This is a genomic window from Winogradskyella sp. A2 (assembly GCF_046762865.1).
Taxonomy (GTDB): domain Bacteria; phylum Bacteroidota; class Bacteroidia; order Flavobacteriales; family Flavobacteriaceae; genus Winogradskyella.
In genome coordinates this window covers 519,783-538,761 of the sequence record NZ_JBKQXM010000001.1, presented here as the reverse complement: position 1 = coordinate 538,761, position 18,979 = coordinate 519,783, and the positions used below count along the sequence as shown (strand labels likewise).

The 18,979-nt window shown below is 33.4% G+C and carries 18 protein-coding genes; 9 read left to right on the top strand and 9 right to left on the bottom strand.

From position 1 onward, the window contains the following. Positions 1–31: 31 nt before the first annotated feature. A complete protein-coding gene (locus tag ACFWV9_RS02355; RefSeq protein WP_411893627.1) occupies positions 32–1,942 on the bottom strand; it encodes an ABC-F family ATP-binding cassette domain-containing protein in 1,911 nt (636 codons plus the stop codon). A gap of 113 nt (positions 1,943–2,055) precedes the next feature. Here ACFWV9_RS02355 and ACFWV9_RS02350 point away from each other — a divergent pair, with 113 nt between their 5' ends. Next, entirely contained in the window at positions 2,056–2,439 is a 384-nt protein-coding gene (locus ACFWV9_RS02350) for a DUF983 domain-containing protein (protein WP_411893626.1), read from the top strand. Here the strand turns inward: ACFWV9_RS02350 and ACFWV9_RS02345 are convergent. The 8 genes from ACFWV9_RS02345 to ACFWV9_RS02310 all read right to left on the bottom strand — a co-directional run bounded on the left by ACFWV9_RS02345 (position 2,429) and on the right by ACFWV9_RS02310 (position 12,677). Then, positions 2,429–3,475, bottom strand: coding sequence for an NAD(P)/FAD-dependent oxidoreductase (locus tag ACFWV9_RS02345; RefSeq protein ID WP_411893625.1), 1,047 nt, complete (start codon positions 3,473–3,475; stop codon positions 2,429–2,431). The genes ACFWV9_RS02350 and ACFWV9_RS02345 overlap by 11 nt on opposite strands. A gap of 108 nt (positions 3,476–3,583) precedes the next feature. Further along, a complete protein-coding gene (gene gldN, locus ACFWV9_RS02340) occupies positions 3,584–4,483 on the bottom strand; it encodes a gliding motility protein GldN (protein WP_411893624.1) in 900 nt (299 codons plus the stop codon). 72 nt (positions 4,484–4,555) lie between these two features. Then, positions 4,556–6,127, bottom strand: coding sequence for a gliding motility protein GldM (gene gldM, locus ACFWV9_RS02335; RefSeq protein ID WP_411893623.1), 1,572 nt, complete (start codon positions 6,125–6,127; stop codon positions 4,556–4,558). Positions 6,128–6,174: 47 nt separating this feature from the next. After that, positions 6,175–6,807: a gliding motility protein GldL gene (gldL, locus tag ACFWV9_RS02330; RefSeq protein WP_411893622.1), complete on the bottom strand. Its 633-nt coding sequence runs from the start codon at positions 6,805–6,807 to the stop codon at positions 6,175–6,177. 87 nt (positions 6,808–6,894) lie between these two features. Further along, a complete protein-coding gene (gene gldK / locus ACFWV9_RS02325; protein ID WP_411893621.1) occupies positions 6,895–8,247 on the bottom strand; it encodes a gliding motility lipoprotein GldK in 1,353 nt (450 codons plus the stop codon). A 160-nt stretch (positions 8,248–8,407) separates the two neighbouring features. Further along, positions 8,408–9,574, bottom strand: a complete 1,167-nt coding sequence (locus ACFWV9_RS02320; RefSeq protein ID WP_411893620.1) for a formimidoylglutamase — start codon at positions 9,572–9,574, stop codon at positions 8,408–8,410. Between the two features lie 5 nt (positions 9,575–9,579). After that, positions 9,580–12,078, bottom strand: a complete 2,499-nt coding sequence (gene topA / locus ACFWV9_RS02315) for a type I DNA topoisomerase (RefSeq protein ID WP_411893619.1) — start codon at positions 12,076–12,078, stop codon at positions 9,580–9,582. Between the two features lie 158 nt (positions 12,079–12,236). Further along, positions 12,237–12,677 carry a hypothetical protein gene (locus ACFWV9_RS02310; protein WP_411893618.1) on the bottom strand — a complete coding sequence of 147 codons (441 nt, stop codon included), beginning with the start codon at positions 12,675–12,677 and terminating at the stop codon, positions 12,237–12,239. A 205-nt stretch (positions 12,678–12,882) separates the two neighbouring features. Here ACFWV9_RS02310 and miaB point away from each other — a divergent pair, with 205 nt between their 5' ends. The 8 genes from miaB (at position 12,883) to groES (ending at position 18,949) form a co-directional block, all read left to right on the top strand. Next, complete coding sequence (miaB, locus tag ACFWV9_RS02305) at positions 12,883–14,331, top strand: tRNA (N6-isopentenyl adenosine(37)-C2)-methylthiotransferase MiaB (RefSeq protein WP_411893617.1); 1,449 nt, start codon at positions 12,883–12,885, stop codon at positions 14,329–14,331. A 2-nt stretch (positions 14,332–14,333) separates the two neighbouring features. Then, the gene (locus tag ACFWV9_RS02300) at positions 14,334–15,266 is read left to right on the top strand and encodes a hypothetical protein (RefSeq protein WP_411893616.1); all 933 of its coding nucleotides are present in this window, start codon (positions 14,334–14,336) and stop codon (positions 15,264–15,266) included. Positions 15,267–15,273: 7 nt separating this feature from the next. Continuing rightward, entirely contained in the window at positions 15,274–16,542 is a 1,269-nt protein-coding gene (locus tag ACFWV9_RS02295; protein ID WP_411893615.1) for a sigma-54 interaction domain-containing protein, read from the top strand. Between the two features lie 9 nt (positions 16,543–16,551). Continuing rightward, a complete protein-coding gene (locus ACFWV9_RS02290) occupies positions 16,552–16,749 on the top strand; it encodes a hypothetical protein (protein ID WP_411893614.1) in 198 nt (65 codons plus the stop codon). Next, complete coding sequence (locus ACFWV9_RS02285; protein ID WP_411893613.1) at positions 16,750–17,250, top strand: LptE family protein; 501 nt, start codon at positions 16,750–16,752, stop codon at positions 17,248–17,250. A 3-nt stretch (positions 17,251–17,253) separates the two neighbouring features. Then, a complete protein-coding gene (locus tag ACFWV9_RS02280; protein ID WP_411893612.1) occupies positions 17,254–18,180 on the top strand; it encodes a hypothetical protein in 927 nt (308 codons plus the stop codon). A 1-nt stretch (position 18,181) separates the two neighbouring features. Beyond that, positions 18,182–18,532 carry a preprotein translocase subunit SecG gene (gene secG / locus ACFWV9_RS02275; protein WP_411893611.1) on the top strand — a complete coding sequence of 117 codons (351 nt, stop codon included), beginning with the start codon at positions 18,182–18,184 and terminating at the stop codon, positions 18,530–18,532. Positions 18,533–18,673: 141 nt separating this feature from the next. Continuing rightward, positions 18,674–18,949, top strand: coding sequence for a co-chaperone GroES (gene groES / locus ACFWV9_RS02270; RefSeq protein WP_411893610.1), 276 nt, complete (start codon positions 18,674–18,676; stop codon positions 18,947–18,949). The last annotated feature ends 30 nt before the right edge of the window (positions 18,950–18,979 follow it).

The window sequence follows — 18,979 nt, the reverse complement described above, 5'->3', positions numbered from 1 at the left end:
TATAACAAAGTGCTAAGCAGTTAAAATAATCTTAATTGTTAAAACCCTCAATTTCTTCTTGTATGGCCTCCCATTGCAACATAAATCCTTCTAATTCTGCTTTTTTTGATTGGTATAAATCAAAGAAGTTTGGATCTGAAGCCGTCTCTTCATAATTAGTTTCTAAAGCAACATCGTCATTCTTAATATCTTTTTCTAGCTGATTAATTTTTGATTCTACTTTACTCAGCTTATTGTTTAATGATTTTAATCGTTTCTGTTGCTCATAACTCTGCTTGTTACTCTCCTTTGGTTTAGAAACAATAACTGTTCTTTTTTCAGCTTCTCTGAGATTTTCAATATTTCTTTGCTCTAAATAGTAATCAATGTCCCCTAGATATTCTTTGATTTTCTGATCTTTAAATTCATAAACAACCTCAGTCAATCCTTGAAGAAAATCTCTGTCGTGAGACACCAATATTAATGTACCTTCAAATTTTTTCAATGCTTCTTTTAGCACATTTTTTGATTGAATATCTAAGTGATTGGTTGGCTCATCCATTATCAATACATTAAGCGGTTGCAATAACAATTTTGCCAATGCCAATCTATTGCGTTCACCACCAGAAAGAACTTTCACATATTTCTCAACCTCATCTCCTCTAAACAAAAATGATCCCAAAATATCACGAACTTTAATTCTATTGGACTCATTTGCAGCATCAATCATTGTATCTAGAACTGTTTTATTTCCATCGAGATATTCTGCCTGATTTTGAGCAAAATAACCAATTTGAACATTGTGCCCTAATGACAATTTACCTTGATGTTCTATTTCTCCCACTATGATTTTGGCTAGAGTAGATTTTCCTTGTCCGTTTTGCCCAACAAAGGCCGTTTTAGTGTCTCGAGCAATAGTTAAATTCACATTCTTTAGCACCTGTAAGTTTCCATATTGCTTAGAAATGTCTTCCATTTCAATTACAACTTTTCCTGGAGTTATAGATATAGGAAACTTTAATGTCATTACACTATTATCATCTTCATCTACCTCAATTCTATCAATACGGTCTAGCTTTTTAATAAGAGATTGGGCCATTGTTGCCTTTGAGGCTTTCGCTCTAAATTTTTCAATGAGTTTTTCTGTCTGTTGAATTTGTTTTTCTTGGTTCTTTTGAGCAGCTAACTGCTGTACCTTCATTTCCTTTCTAAGGGCTAAAAATTTGGTGTAAGGTTTATTATAATCATAAATGCGTCCTAAGGAAATTTCAATTGTTCTATTGGTGACATTATCAAGAAACATTTTATCATGAGATACTATTACAACAGCACCATTATAATTTTTTAAAAATGATTCTAACCATATTATAGATTCAATATCTAAATGGTTAGTAGGCTCATCTAGAAGTAATAAATCATTATTTTGAAGCAATAATTTGGCCAATTCTATTCGCATACGCCAACCGCCTGAAAAAGTATCAGTCAGTTTATTAAAATCCTCTCTTTTAAATCCTAATCCTTGAAGAATCTTTTCAGTTTCACCTTGATAATTATAACCACCTAATATTTCATACTGGTGTTGTATTTCATTTAGATTAACCATTAACTGATGATAAGCATCACTTTCGTAATCTGTACGTTCAGCTAGATCTATATTTATTTTTTCAAGCTGTGCCTCACACTTTTTAATATCCTTAAATGCTTCATAAGATTCTTCTAATACTGTTTTCCCGAATTCAAAATCAATATCTTGTTTTAGAAAACCAATTTTTAAATCTTTATCTGTAGCAATTTGGCCAGAATCATATTCTTGTTCTTTTGACAAGATTCTAAGCATCGTAGATTTACCTGCGCCATTTTTGCCAATTAAACCTATTCTATCTCCAATACCAAGCTTGAATGTAATGTCTTTAAAAAGGTACTCACCCTGAAATGATATGGATAAATTATGGATATTTAGCATAGGTTTTTTATAAAATTACAATCGCCTTAAATGTTACAATTGTTACATCAATAGAACAATAAAAAATTATCTTTGTTCCATCTTAAAAAACGCAAAATTAAAGGTTTTTAGTTATGATTAGAAAAGGAATGAAACTTTATAGTATTCTTTTCGGCGCATGCCCAAAATGTCATCAAGAATCAATGTACGTTAACTCTAATCCATATGCACTTTCAGAAACCTTAAAAATTAATGACGAATGCTCACATTGTAAAACACGGTATCGTATGGAACCATCATTTTTTTATGGATCTATGTATGTGAGCTATGGTATTGGAATTGCATTTGCAGTTACAGCTTTTGTAATTAGCTATGATATTTTTGATTCTTCCCTAATGACTGCTTTTATAGCAATAATAGTTACCCTTGTTGCTCTGATTCCCGTAATAATGAGACTTTCGAGAAATATTTGGATTAACCTTTTTATGAAATACGATAAAACGTTAGTTAAGAAGTAAAACGTTTAATATCAATTTCAGCATCTAATTCTCTTTTATGCTCTATCAAATTGTAAAGTTGATTTGCAACATAGGGTGCAATCATTACGCCACGAGAACCTAATCCATTAAGTACAAACAGGTTTTTAAAATCTTCATGAACACCTATTAATGGCCTTCTATCTGCAACAGTTGGTCGTATACCTGCAACATGGTCTACAATTTCAAAATCGCATTTAATAAAGGTTCTTAGCTTGGTTAGAAGTTCATTTTTACCATCTTCCGTAGGCGCGTTTGTTTTATCTGACCAATTATATGTTGAACCAACAACATAAATGTCCTTCCCAAGTGGAATTATAAATACCGAAGATTTAATTGCATAATCAATTTTTAAATTTGGTGCCTTAATAGTAATTACCTCTCCTTTGGTCCCATTTAATGGAATGTTATTAAAAAAAGGGTTTTTCTTAACGCCAAAACCCTCTGCAAAAACAACTTGTTTTGCCTTAATGCTATCATAGGTTAACGAATAACTATTTATATTAAGCTTGCCATAAATAAAAGCCTCTTCCTTTAAACTACCCTTTGTCCCTAAAAAAGTTTTATAATTAGTAATTAAAGTCTCAGTATCTAACCGACCCGTTTGAAAAACTTCTCCAAATCCAAATGGTGCATCAACATGCGGATTAGTATTCTTAACAAGGTTAGTAGATAAATAAGATTCTAATGATGGCTTATCGGAAGCCATAAACCAAAGATTTTGTTCTTCTACCGAAGCAAAACGCCTCAATATTTGTAGTTTGTAATCTATTTTTATATCCAGTTCTTTTTCAATCGTCTCATAAACTGGTAAGGCAATATCTAGCTGTTCTTTAGACTTCCAAACATAAGTAAATCGTTTTAAAATAACTGGATTGTATAATCCTGCTGCAACTAATGAAGATTGTTGAGAGTTGTTATCAAATACAAGGAAAGAGCGGTTGTTTGCTCTAAGTTTTTCGCAAAATGCTATACTGGCCAATCCACATCCAACAACTATATAATCTACTTCTTTCATTACCGCAAAATTAAAACATCTATACACAAGCAACAGGTAAATATGTATTTATTCCATAAAAAAAGCTCACCAAAGGTGAGCTTTTAATTTTATTGTTATGAGTCAAACTTAGTAACTCCACATATCCTGTTCAAAGTTTCTGATTTTATCTTTTATACGCTCAGATTCTAAGAGTTGCATAAGTGCATTCTCTGCAATGTATTCCTTAACTTCTCTATCGCCATAAACGTTCTCTTCCTTGTATATTAAACCATGGAAGCGATGACTGTTAAGCAAATGATCGAATGATATAGGAACAGCACTATTTTTATTATTGAATGCTTTAGCCTCGTGCAAAATGTCTCTCATCTCAGGAACAAACACCCAGAACAGTCCTATTGGTTCTTTATTGGCTTCATCATCTGAATCAATAAAGTTTACATCTGGAGCTGCTGGAGCAAGTGCCAAGATACGATATTTCATTTCACCTTGACGCTTGTCAAAGTACCACATTCCTTTAATTAAATATGACTTGATATCGAATGCTTCAATATTACGAGTAATAATATATTCAGGATCAATATACCCATCAGCATTAAACTGATCATATCCTATATCTAAAGTATCTGTTTTGGTCATAGACGCCATTAAATCTTTCTGTGTAAGCTCATTTGTAAAATAAGAATCACTATATACTTTAGATATCATACCACTATTAATGTTATCCATTAACACATGGTAAAGAGATCTTCTGTTTCTACCAATATTATTAGTATCTACAGGAAAGTATAACGGAAAGTTAGCACGCTCATCAAGGACTACGTTTTCCCAAATGATTTTAGAAAATAAAATATCTCTATCGCCAACATAACCATATTCTAAAGGCTTATCATTATCCAAAAGCAACTCGGCTTCTGTTTTCATGCCTATTTCTTCTGGTATCTTAGCGTTGAGAATATTCGCTTGAGCGAACATGCTGTTGAAAACTAAAATCCCAACAAACGTTAATAATAATTGCTTTATTTTCATTTTCTTCATTTTATTAATTTGAGGCCTTAGAACATGTCTATAACGCTCTATCAAATTTATTATTTCCTATTATTAATTAGATAATTCTATAACTACCGGAGTAACTGTTTTAATTCTAATAGGGTTATTAGGTGCTTTAGCTTTGATATTGATAAATTGTACAATATCTCCACGTCTAGCAGATCTTAATGCATTTTTAGCAGCTGTGTTTAAACGATTACCATTCACATTTACAGAAGGTTTACCAGGAACTTTCATTGTAAATGATACAATATTAATAGGTAGCGTGAAATCAAAATCATCACCAAAGTCAGCTGAAAGCTTACCAATCTCAACATTATTTCTAGGTAATTTTGCATTACCAACTTGTCCGTTGAACTTACCTAATGGTTTTGGTAAATCTTTAATTCTAAATGTTTTCTTATCTCCAACTTTAGAACCATCATCTAAAGTAGCCGTAACATTAATAGTTACTTCTCTACCTGATTGAGGTCTCATTTCATATTTACCGTTAGATAACTTTTTTAAACCAACTGCATTTGCATTGACTTTATTATCTGATACACCGGCAAATGAAATTGTCATCGGATTTACAACCCCTCTATAAACTACATTCATTTTGTCTGCAGATATAGTAGCAGAATTTGGTCTTGGTACTACAACATAGTTACCAGTAAATTCAATTGGTAATTCTACTCCCTTTTCCATAAAGGTAAATGTACCTTTAACCTCGTTTTCACCAACACTACCTGTAGTAAAATTTAGTCTAGCATTGCCTAGTGAATCTATTGCTCCTTTTTCAGATAAAGCAACGTCATTTCCGTTAATGTTTAGTTTAACAGGTGTAACACTAGCATATTTACCTAATACAACTTTTCCTTGGAATTTTTCACCAGCGAAAAATGCATTCTTATCAGGAATAACAATAGCTTGGTAATTCTTTAACGTAACTGCTTCTTCCAAAGAGTTACCTAAAAATACGTTATATAGGTTTGCTTCTGTAGTTTTAACATCATTTTGAAAAGAAGTCAATTTAGCATAAGATGCTATTGCAGGGAAGCCTTTAAAGTTATAGTCTAAATAACTTAACTTAGCACCTTCCTCTGGTTTAATATCACTAAAGTCAAAACGCTTATCAAAATTCTCGATAGCTCTTTCGTATGTTACATCACCAGCAAGAACTTCTTTAACATCTGATTTATATTTTTCAAAGACTCTCATTACTTCTTGACCAACTTTGGTTAATCTGTCTCCAGTAAACCACTTTTCATCAAGATAGTCACCATTATCCATTTCCTCAGCTGGTAACATACCGTTCTCCAACTCATATTTTCCACCTTCAAGGATATCCTTTTTAAGTGATTCTATATATGCGTCGAATTTATCCGATATTGATTTAATTTGTAGTGCCTTATTAGCAACAACTCTAAACTCAGCTGGTTTTTCCTCAGCTTTTAGAGCTAATCCTTTTAACAGATTATCATTAGAAGCTGTAGTAAATTCGTTTGTCGATTCAAATTTAGCGTCCATTGCGCTAAATGCTGATAGTACTTCTTTTGACATATTCATTGCCATCATAGCGATAAATACCAAGTACATTAAGTTAATCATTTTCTGCCTTGCAGATAGTTTTCCTCCTGCCATTGTGAATTAGTTTTTAATGGTTAATTATTAATTGTTATAAAAACTAATTAGTTTTTGTTCATAGCAGATAACATACCACCATATACACCATTTAATGATGAAAGGTTTGATGCTAATGATTGCATTTGCTCCTTTAATTTAGTAGCGTTTTCTACCGCTTCCTCATTAATTGCCGCCTGACGGTTAGCACTTTCCATTTGTACTTTGTAAAGACTATTTAAAGACTCCATCTGTGCTGCAGCTAAAGATAGCTCTTCACTATATCTCTTCTGAGCAGTTAATGAATCTACTGTAGGTGAAATATTCTTAGCAGCACCCTCGAAATTCTTAATGCTTTCTCCCAAACTAGACATAAGATCACTATCAATTCTAGCCTCTTTTAATAAATTGTCTAATTTTTTAGATAATAATCCTTCTGCATCTTTAGGCTCTTCTTTTTTCTTCTTTCCTGACATTTGTCCTCCTGCCAATTCAGGGTACACTAATGACCAATCAAGATCAGCTTGTTGTCTTTCGAATGCAGAGTAAGCAAATACTAGTGCTTCTACTACCATACCAATTGTTAAGATCTCAGAACCAAATGGCCAGTGTTGAATCTTAAATAGTGCTCCTAGGATTACGATTGCTGCTCCTAATCCGTAGATCATGTTAGTCAGTGTTAATTTACCTTTTTGTGCCATAATTTGTTAAGTTTTAGTTTAAGTTAATGGATTTAACTTAAGTAGGTTAATTTTAATTTTAGGTTATTTATTGTTTAAGTTTAAGTTTTAATTTGTGGCTGCATTCTTAGTTACCTCAGTTCCCATGTAATCTTGAACCGTTCTGAAACCAATATAGCTTCTTGCAGAATCCGCATATTCGTAATCTCTTGAGCTTACTTGTAGGAAATAAGCAACATCCTTCCATGATCCTCCTCTTACAACTTTACGTGCATTGTTTGGATCATTTACATTTGGATTAATAGTTGACGAATATTCATAAGAACCAGGATCGTAAGATCCATTTACCCATTCTGATACATTACCAGCCATATTATATAGGTTGAAGTCATTTGGATCATAAGCGTCCGCTTCAACAGTATATAAGGCTTGGTCTGCAGCATAATCACCTCTTAAAGGTTTAAAGTTTGCCATAAAACACCCTCTGTCATTTTTAGCATAAGGTCCACCCCATGGATACGTTCCTCCTTGTAATCCACCTCTAGCTGCATATTCCCATTCTGCCTCACTTGGCAGTCTATAAGAATTTATTGGTTGTTTTCCTTTACTTTTCTGGAAACCATTATGCTTTAAAGTTCTCCACTGACAAAATGCTTGCGCTTGTTTCCACGATACACCAACTACTGGATAATCATCATAAGCTGAATGCCAGAAATAGTCATTGTGCATTGGTTCATTATATGAATATGCAAAATCTCTAATCCAAGCCGTTGTGTCTGGATAAACTTCAATTTCTTCTTTTATAATAACATCTGAGCGTTTCAGATTTCTATCTTTTGCAGCTCTCTCAATATCCATGTAAGTATATTGAAACTTAAACTGCTTAACATCCCAGGTACGCTGACCATTATATGATTCTTCTAATGGTAAGTACATATTATCCATTACTTCAGCATAAAGCTCATCTGGATACTCATCAGTATCAAAAATTAAATCTACATCGTGATTTATTTTTCTTTGCTCATTACCATATGTATTAAGCATATAGCTTTCGTAAGCATTTAGATCATCTGGGTTTGAATCTAGGTAAGCAAATTCTCCAATATCACCGCTACCAGCAGTTTTTCCTTCTAAATCTGCCATCTCTGCCAAATTCAATCTTAATATAGAATCTCTCACCCAATACACAAACGAGCGGTATTCGCTATTTGTAATCTCTGTCTCATCCATATAAAATGCGCGTACAGTTGCAGTTCTAGTAGGAGCATCTTGCACACCAGCAATATCATCATCAGATTTACCCATAATGAATGCACCACCCGGAACCAATGTCATTCCGTATGGTTTTTCTGGATGCCATTTTTTACCTTTAACACCTACCAATTGTCCACGGTCTCCAGAATTACAACTGGCTACCAAAACTAATACAGTAGTAAGTAAAATAAACTTCTTAATATTCATAGTAACTCGAGGTTAAATTAGTCGTCCTTAATTTTAAGGTCGTAAACATATTTATATATTTTCGAAAAAACAACTTTTTTTCAATTTTTTTTGCATTTCGTCCTCAAAAATGTGCATTTCATCGACGAAATTCAAGTGAAATCTCGACGAAATGCACATTTTAGAAGCTGTTCTTCCTATAGGCTTTATACCATCTTTCCGGTATTTCACCCTTCAAAGCTTGCAGATAATCGGCATGCATGCATGGTAATAACGTGTGCTTTTTTAATTTATTATTAACATCTGGTAAAAAAGGGATTTCTATCCACCAACGGTTTGTCTTAAGACTTTTATAGAAGATCAATTCGTCATCATCTACTAGAACATTAAACTTTTGATAGTGTTTTTCGTCTGTAAAATTATCATCTTTGATTCGACAGTTTACCCCTTCAATAAAATACCAAATAATCTGAGCAATTAACATTGAGCTTGCATTATCATTTCTAGAATTATGGTATTCATATATCCCAAAAGATGATACCTTATTACTTATTCCTGCATATCTGCTAATAGCACACATCTCCTTACCAGAAAATCCGTTGGGAGAATACTTTTGGTTATCACTTACTTCTGATGCCTGAACGGATTTTAAATCTATTGATACGATATGAGCATCGCGTAAAAGCGGTTCTACCATATTAATATCTCCTGTAACCTCTCCTAATCTATAAGCCTCAAAATAAAGTTTCTCCATTAGGTCAATTTCTTCTTGAGAATTAAAATAAGTTTGATACCCTATGGAGGAGTAATTAAATAAGTTGTAAGGCTCTTCTACAATAACCTTACCTATATAACTATTATTCTTTATTGGTAGGTTGGCATCACCTAAATCAAAGTTAGTATCAATACTAACAATATTTACCATAGGCATAACATTATCGTAGGCTCGGTAATTAGAATATGTTAAGTCTTGACTTCCTCCTAATATAATAGGTATAATGTTTTTTTCAAGTAAAACAGTAATAGCAGTTCTAATGGCAAAATATGTATCCTCAACAGATTCACCCGGATCAATATCTCCTAAATCTGCAATGGTACTGAACCAATTTCCTGGAAAGAGTGAATACAACGCTGTACGAATTGAGTCAAAATGGAGTTCTGCTCCCATATAATTGACATCATTTCTTGTTTCCTTAACGCCAATTATCGCTAACTGCACGTCTTCTAAATCTGGAATTCCGTTTTGTCTTGAATGGACTTTGATTTTTTTTCCTAGCGCTTGTTGCGCTAATAGTTCTTTTTGAGCTAGGACCGCATCTGAAACAGGCGTTAGAAAATTAAAATTCATTTAAACTATTTCTTTTTAGCTGTTGCTTTTTTCTTGGTTCTTTTCTTTTTAGGAGCATTCTTTTCAAGAAGCGATTTTGCTTCTTCTAGTGTCATTTTACTAACATCGACAGTTTTTGCAAGTTCTACTTTTTGCTTGCCTTTAATAACATTGTGTCTTCCCCATCTTGCTTTTTCAACACGGATACCTTCGGTTTCCCATACATGAATAAGCTTATCTTTTTCTTTTTGAATTTTATCTTCAATCAAAGTTACAATGTCTTCTTCAGAAAGATTGTCCCAATCATATTTTTTATTAACATTTATGAACATATTGTTCCATTTAATAAATGGCCCAAATCTTCCTTTTCCTTTTGTAACATCTAATCCTTGATAATTGTATATAGGCGCGTCTGCTTTTTCCTTTTCTTTTATATAGATAATTGCTTCGTCTAATTCTACACTTAAGGGGTCTACTCCTTTTGGTAAGGACACGAATTTTTTACCAAAACGAACATATGGTCCAAAACGACCATTGTTTACTTCTACCTCATCTTCATTATAATGTCCTAAAGCTTTTGGAAGTTGAAAAAGACTCATTGCTTCTTCGAATGTTATAGAACTTAATTGTTGATCTGGTCCTAAACTTGCAAACTGTGATTTTTCTTCTTCTTCTGATGTGCCTATTTGTACCATAGGACCAAACTTGCCTAGTCTAACACTAACTTGACGACCAGTCTTCGGATCTTCACCTAAGATACGTTCTCCAGATTCTCGTTCTGCATTCTCTTGAACATCTTCTACTTGAGGGTGAAACCCTTTGTAGAAATCTTTCATCATGTCTCTCCAATTCTCTTTCCCTTCTGCAATATCATCAAAACTCTCCTCAACCTTCGCTGTAAAATTATAATCAAGGATTGATTCAAAATGATTAACAAGAAAATCAGTAACAATAATACCTATATCTGTAGGTACAAGTTTGCCCTTATCTGAACCTACACGTTCAGACAGATTTTTTTCTTTAATACTTTGCGACTCTAAAACCAATTGAGTGTAAGCCCTTTCAACACCATCAACACTTCCTTTTTCAACATAGTTTCTATTTTGAATTGTTGAAATGGTCGGTGCATATGTAGAAGGACGACCAATACCGAGCTCTTCTAATTTTTTAACTAAAGCTGCTTCTGTATATCTTGCTGGTGGTCTTGTAAATCTTTGAGTTGCTGTGATAAAATTATTATTTAAACTATCAGAAACTTTTAATTCTGGCAACAATCCTGATTGCTCTTCATTTTCATCATCAGTACCTTCCAAATACACTTTTAGAAAACCATCAAATGTTATCATCTCACCATTTGCAACAAAAAGTTCATTAACAACTTGACTGGAGTTCACCTTAATCTTAACATTTGTACGTTCTAATCTTGCTTCACTCATTTGTGATGCAATGGCACGTTTCCAAATTAAGTCGTATAGCCTAGCCTGATCGCGTTCTGTATTTACATTTTGATTTGCAAAATTAGTTGGCCTTATCGCCTCGTGAGCTTCTTGCGCTCCTTTAGATTTACCTTTATAATTTCTTGGCTTACTGTATTGTGATCCATAAGATGATACTATAGCGTCCTCAGCACCTTGCTTTGCTTCATTAGATAAATTAACACTATCTGTTCTCATATAAGTAATAAGACCAGCTTCGTATAATCGTTGGGCGTTACTCATGGTTCTACCTACCGAAAACCCTAACTTCCTTGCTGCCTCTTGTTGTAAAGTTGAGGTAGTAAATGGTGGTGCAGGTGATTTTTTAACGGGCTTTTTCTCTAAGTCTGATACCTGATATGATGCTCCTAAATTTTTCTTTAAAAAATCTTCGGCTTCATTTTTAGAGGAGAAGTTCTTAGGTAACTTAGCTCTAAAACCAGAACCATCTGCAGTTACAAACTCAGCATCTACTCTATAAGATGCTTGTGGATTAAATTGTTGTATGTCACGTTCGCGCTCAACAATCAACCTTACGGCAACCGACTGTACTCTACCAGCAGACAAACCACCTTTTACCTTACGCCATAGCACAGGAGATAATTCATAGCCTACAATTCTATCTAATACACGACGTGCTTGCTGGGCATCTACAAGATTATAATCTATACTACGTGGGTTTTCAATGGCTCTATTTATAGCCTTTTTTGTAATCTCAGAAAAAACAATGCGTCTTGTCTTGTCTTTATCTAATGCCAATGTTTCAGCCAAGTGCCACGCTATTGCTTCCCCTTCCCTGTCCTCATCACTCGCTAACCAAACAACTTCTGCTTTCTTTGCTAAATCTTTTAGTTTTTTAACGACGTCCTTTTTATCCTTAGAGACTTGATATTTAGGTTTAAAATCACCTTCAACATCTACACCAAGTTCCTTGGACGGAAGATCTGCTATATGTCCAAAACTAGACTCAACTTTGTAATCCTTTCCTAGAAATTTTTCGATGGTTTTAGCCTTCGCAGGCGACTCAACTATTACTAAATTCTTTGGCATTCTTGATTTTTTTAAGGTTACAAATGTATGTGAAAATAAATTTACAATCCTAATTTAGTCTTATGTTGCAGGTATTTGGACACAACAAATAGTATCATAAAAAGAAAAAAGCCTTACAATTTATAAGGCTTTAAATACTTATGTTAATTTAATTATAATTAATAAGTATATGTTATTGATTCCTCATAATCTTGAAGATTAAAAACAACTTCATTCTCGCCTTCCACCTGCAGATCAGTTAAATCAAAAGATACTTCTCGTGAGAATACTGCAAGACATGCTTCTTGATTTATGAGTACCAATTTAATACTCCTCTGAACAGGTGATGATTCCATAACATCCTCAGTTGCTAACAATAAAAACTCCCAAGTTTCACCACTACAACCACTTGCTGATACCTCTATTACCAAACAATCTTCAAATATTTCCACATTACTAATGTCATAAAAATCAGTTTCAGCACCTTGATATAAACTGTTATCTGCAATTGCGAATTGATCACAGTTGGTTGATGGCATCATAGCGTCATCCTCATCACAGGTTGTATTAAATAACATAAGACTAAACAAAATAAAAAAGATGATTTGGGATTTTCTCATTGGTTCAGATAATTTGTGATTGATAGTCCTTTATATAATAGATTCTGAAATTAATAAAAGGTTGCGTCAAACCTAATATATATTCTAAAAATAGTATTTAATTTGAATAAATTCTAAATTCTATATTATCTGCCAGATTGTCATATTCTACAAATTAATCCTATCTTTGCATACTTATTGAATACGGTAGAATTCATTAATTACAATGGAAAAGATAATAGACGAAAACAAACAAGGCGAAGCCTTAATTTTAAATAAAAAAGAAGGAAATTCTAAAAAGCTTTTTATTGAAAGCTACGGTTGCCAAATGAATTTTAGTGACAGTGAGATCGTTGCTTCAATATTAAGCGATCAAGGTTTTAACACCACACAAGATTTAGAAGAAGCAGATTTAGTTTTAGTTAATACCTGTTCTATACGCGATAAAGCAGAGCAAACAGTTAGAAAACGTTTGCAAAAATATAATGCTGTTAAACGCATAAACCCTAACATGAAAGTTGGTGTTTTGGGCTGTATGGCGGAACGATTAAAGAGTAAATTTTTAGAAGAAGAGAAAATTGTTGATCTGGTTGTTGGCCCAGATGCTTATAAAGATTTACCCAACTTACTAGCAGAAGTAGATGAAGGGCGCGATGCAATAAATGTAATCCTTTCAAAAGAAGAAACATATGGCGACATATCGCCGGTGAGACTAAACTCAAATGGTGTCACTGCATTTGTATCTATTACAAGAGGTTGTGATAATATGTGCACGTTTTGTGTAGTACCTTTTACAAGAGGTAGAGAACGGAGTAGAGATCCACAGAGTATTATAGAAGAAGTTAACGATTTATGGTCTAAAGGATTTAGGGAAGTTACTTTATTAGGTCAAAATGTTGATAGTTATCTCTGGTATGGTGGAGGTTTAAAGAAGGATTTTGAAAAAGCTTCGGATTTACAAAAAGCTACTGCAGTGAACTTTTCTAAGCTATTAGAACTTTGTGCTATAGCACAACCAAAAATGCGATTTAGATTCTCAACATCCAATCCTCAAGATTTGACCATAGATGTAATTGAGACCATGGCTAAATTTGAGAATATCTGTAATTACATTCACTTACCAGTACAAAGTGGTAGTGACAGAATTTTAAAAGCCATGAACCGCTTGCATACTCGCCAAGAGTATTTTGAATTAATCGATAATATAAAGAGACTAATTCCAGATTGCGCAATTTCTCAAGATATGATTTCTGGTTTTCCGACTGAAACCGAAGAAGATCATCAAGACACTTTAAGTCTAATGGAATATGTTAAGTATGACTTTGGTTTTATGTTTGCGTATTCAGAACGCCCAGGAACACTTGCAGCCAGAAAATTAGAGGATGATATACCAGAAGATGTGAAGAAAAGACGCTTAAATGAAATTATTCATCTTCAACAAAAACATAGCTTGTTAAGAACACAAGAACATATAGGAAAGATTGAAGAAGTGCTTATAGAAAAAGAATCAAAGCGTTCAGACCAACATTGGTCAGGTAGAAATAGCCAAAACACAGTTGTAGTTTTTCCAAAAGAAGACTATAAAGTTGGTGAATTTGTAAATGTAAAAATCAATGACTGTACAAGTGCTACACTTATTGGTGAAGCCTTAGACTACTCTAAAAACAATCAATAACAATGAAGAAACTACTTTTACTCTTATTTGCTTCAATATTGATAGTCTCTTGTGAGAATGAGCCCATTGATGGTGACTTAACCGGTGACACAAATAATGGTGGCACCACAGGTGGCAGTGAGAGCGATGACTTAAGCCTACTACTTTATGAATTAGACACTCAAATTAGTTTTGATTTTTTTGGTGTTCCAATTGAATCGGTTACGAATTCAGATATTAATGTTATCAATGACAGAATTGTCTCTGGTGTTAATGCATTTTCCGTAAGCGGTAGTCCTTTTGAAACCGAAAATCAAACCATAACCCGAAACAGTTCAGGTCAAATTATTAGCGATATATCGATTAATTCAGAAGGTGTAACAACTAATGAAACCATAATTTCATATACCAACGGAATGATTTCTCAAATAACGTATGATTATTATGAGGATGATATTGATGATTATACGTATAACTTCACCTATGAAGGTAACACTATTATTAGGACTGAAGTAGGTTCTGCAATTAGCACAGTATTCACATTAGATGGTTTTGAAAGAGTAATTCGAAAAGAGTCTTTCGATGGATCTACGTCCATTCAGAATGAGAGCTTAGTATATTCTGGGGTTGGAAATATAAATAGTAGTGTTACTACTGGTGAAATTGAAAGTGACACAACATATCAGTTTGATGATAACGAGAATCCACTCAAAGCAATTTATGAGGATAATTATTTATTACGCTTCTTAACTGATGACTACACAGATGAAATCGGTCCTCAAATAGCACAATTTTTATCAAGTAATAATTGGAGTTCTGCAACATTTTCTGGTGAGTCTTTCACTTTTGAGCTTCAGTATAATACAGTAGGAAGAATAATAAATAGAGATATTACTTACGATTTTGGTGCCGAATTAGCATTTGAATTTAACGAAAGATTTACTTACGTCAATTAAAACAACTATGGAATCTGTTCAAGCCATAAAACAACGCTTTGGGATTATAGGTAATGATTCCAAACTTAATCGCGCCTTAGAAAAGGCCATTCAAGTTTCGCCAACAGACATTTCTGTCTTGGTCACTGGTGAAAGTGGTGTGGGCAAGGAAAGTGTACCAAAAATTATACATCAGCTTTCACACAGAAAACATGGAAAGTATATAGCTGTAAACTGCGGCGCTATACCAGAAGGAACAATAGATAGTGAATTATTTGGGCATGAGAAAGGTGCCTTTACAGGTGCGACCCAAACACGCTCTGGTTATTTTGAAGTTGCTGATGGTGGCACAATATTTTTGGATGAAGTAGGTGAATTACCACTTACCACTCAAGTTCGCCTTTTACGTGTTTTAGAAAATGGCGAGTTTATAAAAGTTGGATCTAGTAAGGTTCAAAAAACAGATGTCAGAATTGTGGCTGCAACAAATATTAATATGTTTGAAGCCATAAAGAAAGAAAAATTCAGAGAAGATCTTTACTATCGTTTGAGCACAGTTGAGATTAACTTGCCAGCGCTAAGGGAACGTAAAGATGACATCCACCTATTGTTTAGAAAATTTGCAAGTGATTTTGCCTTAAAATATAAAATGCCAACCGTAAGACTTACAGAAGATGCTGTAAGTTTACTATTAAAATACCGCTGGAATGGAAATATTCGTCAATTAAGGAATGTAGCGGAACAGATTTCTGTTTTAGAACAGAATAGAACTATCAACGGCACTGCATTACAACAGTATTTACCGAATGCAGGAAGCAGTTTACCAGCTGTAATAAACACTACCAAATCCGAAAGTGATTTTAGTAGTGAACGTGAGATTTTGTATAAGGTCTTATTTGATATGAAAAGCGACCTTAACGATCTAAAAAAACTTACCATGGAACTTATGAAGAAAGGTAGTGTTTCTGACGTACAAAAAGAACACGAACATCTGATTCAAAAGATATATGGTGAAGAGGAACAAGAGGATATCAAAACAGAAACTGTGGTAGAAGATCTTGAAGTACTTTCAATACCAGAACACACTGAGACGACCGAAAATTCAGTCGAAGTTGAAGACAAATATCACTTTGCAGAAGAAATTGAAGAAGAAGAAACACTTTCTTTACATGATAAAGAATTAGAATTGATAAAAAAATCCTTAGAACGTCATCATGGTAAACGTAAATTAGCTGCAGCAGAATTAGGTATTAGTGAGCGTACGCTATATAGAAAAATAAAACAATACGATCTTTAAGATAAAATTATGAAGGCAGTAGAAATATTTATGATAAGAAAGTCGTTTAGACCAAATAGTTCGGAAGCAATTCGTAAAGAGGCGGAGGAACTAATTAATGATAAACATTATCAAGGCTATCGATTAATTAATGTAGATTTTGATGTTGCCGACAATGCAGGCTACATCTATGCCTTTATCACAATGAAAAGACCTAACACCTATTAAATGAAAGTTTTTAAATTAATTGTATTTTTTGGATTAATAATTACTACAACAAGTTGTGGTATTTATTCTTTTACTGGTGCAGATACTGGTAATGCAAAAACATTTCAGGTTAATTTCTTTCAAAATAATGCAGAACTTATAGAACCAGGATTAGATATTGATTTTACAAATGCACTTCAAGATCTGGTCCAAAACCAAACTAATTTAAATTTAGTTACAGATAGTGGCGATTTAATTTTTGAAGGTGAAATTACAGAATATAGAATTGCACCAATGACAGCCACTGCACAAAATACGGCCGCACAAAATAGGCTTACTATGGCTGTTAATGTTAGATATTATAACGGTTTGGATGAAGAAAAAGATTTCGAACAGCGTTTCACTTTCTTTTTTGATTATCCTGCTGATGTTCAACTTTCAAGTGTTAAAGGAGAAGCACATGAAGTACTTTTTGAAAGAATTACACAAGACATATTTAATACATCGTTAGCTAATTGGTAGATTATGCAGCTTCAAGATCTTACATATTTATTACAACATCCTGAAGCGGTAACAAGCTATCAAACTGAAGCGCTTTTTGAAAAGATTAAGGAATACCCATACTTTCAACCTTTACATGCATTATATCTAAAAGGACTAAAGCAAAAAGAAAGTTACAAGTATAATAACACACTAAAAGTAGTAGCGGCACACACCACAGATAGAAGTGTATTGTTTGATTATATAACATCTGAAGTATTTAATCAAAATGAAATATCAAAACAGATTAAACAAACTTCAGAATATATAAAATCTATAAGTGTCAATGAAGTAGCTGATATTTCAATAAACAAAAGTGTTACTATAGACGATGCATTAAAAAAGCACATAAAAGCAACAGAAGGTGTTTTAGACCCTGAGTTATTTAAAGCCAAAGAGCAACCTCAGATAAATATTGAAGCAGAGGCACCTAAAATTGAAGATTCAATACTATCGGTAGATGTTGATAATATAAAACCAGAAAAGAAACTCAAAATTGGTAAACCCCTAGAGTTTGATAAGTATGAAAGTCATTCTTTTGCAGAATGGTTAAAGATCACAAGTTTTAAACCTATTGATAGAACAAATGAGGAGCCACAAGATCAAATTAAGGAATATGATTCTGTTCCTCCATTGCAAAATAAATTAGATATAATTGATCGATTTATAAGTGAGAATCCTAAAATTAAACCGGTAGCACAAAACCAACCTAAACCAAAATTGGTTAACAATAACGAGGATGTTTCAGATAGTTTGATGACAGAAACATTAGCAAGGATATATTTAGAACAAAAAAACTATGATAAAGCCATTCAATCTTACAAGATTTTAAGTTTGAAATATCCAGAAAAAAGTAGTTTCTTTGCAGACCAAATAAAATTGATAGTAGAATTAAAGGATAATAATATATAAAATGAGTGCATTTTCAATTTTTCTAGTACTAATCGTAATCGTAGCATTTCTGCTCGTCGTAGTAATTATGGTACAGAATCCTAAAGGAGGTGGCTTATCTTCTTCTTTTGGAGGTGGTGGCACACAGCAATTAGGTGGTGTTAAGAAAACAGGAGACTTCCTAGATAAAAGTACTTGGTTCTTGGCCACGGCATTAATAGTGTTGATATTAGCTTCGAACCTAACAATGGAATCAAATACAACTGTAGAGTCTAAAGCTTTAGATACTACTGAAGACACTAATCTTCCTCCATTGAATACAACACCAGCAACTGATGATACTACTGGCGGTAGTGATTCTAATGACGAGTAATACAACTATAAAGATATTTAAGCCAGCTCAATGAGCTGGCTTTTTTATTACTGTAAGTTTGTCAGTCTTATTGTCTTGGCATAATTTTCGAATAACGCTATAGCGTTGAATCAATAATTAATTACTAAAAACTTAAATAGAATGAGCGTAAATATTAAACCTTTAGCAGACCGTGTTCTTGTAGAACCAATGGAAGCTGAAACAACCACAGCTTCTGGTATTATTATTCCTGATAATGCCAAGGAAAAACCGCAAAAGGGAACTGTTGTTGCCGTTGGTAACGGTAAAAAAGACGAACCTCTAACAGTTAAGGTTGGTGACACTGTATTATATGGAAAGTATGGTGGTACAGAACTTAAACTTGAAGGTAAAGACTATTTAATGATGCGCGAGAGTGACATCTTGGCAATTGTTTAATCTATTTACAAACCAATTAAAACTTAAATT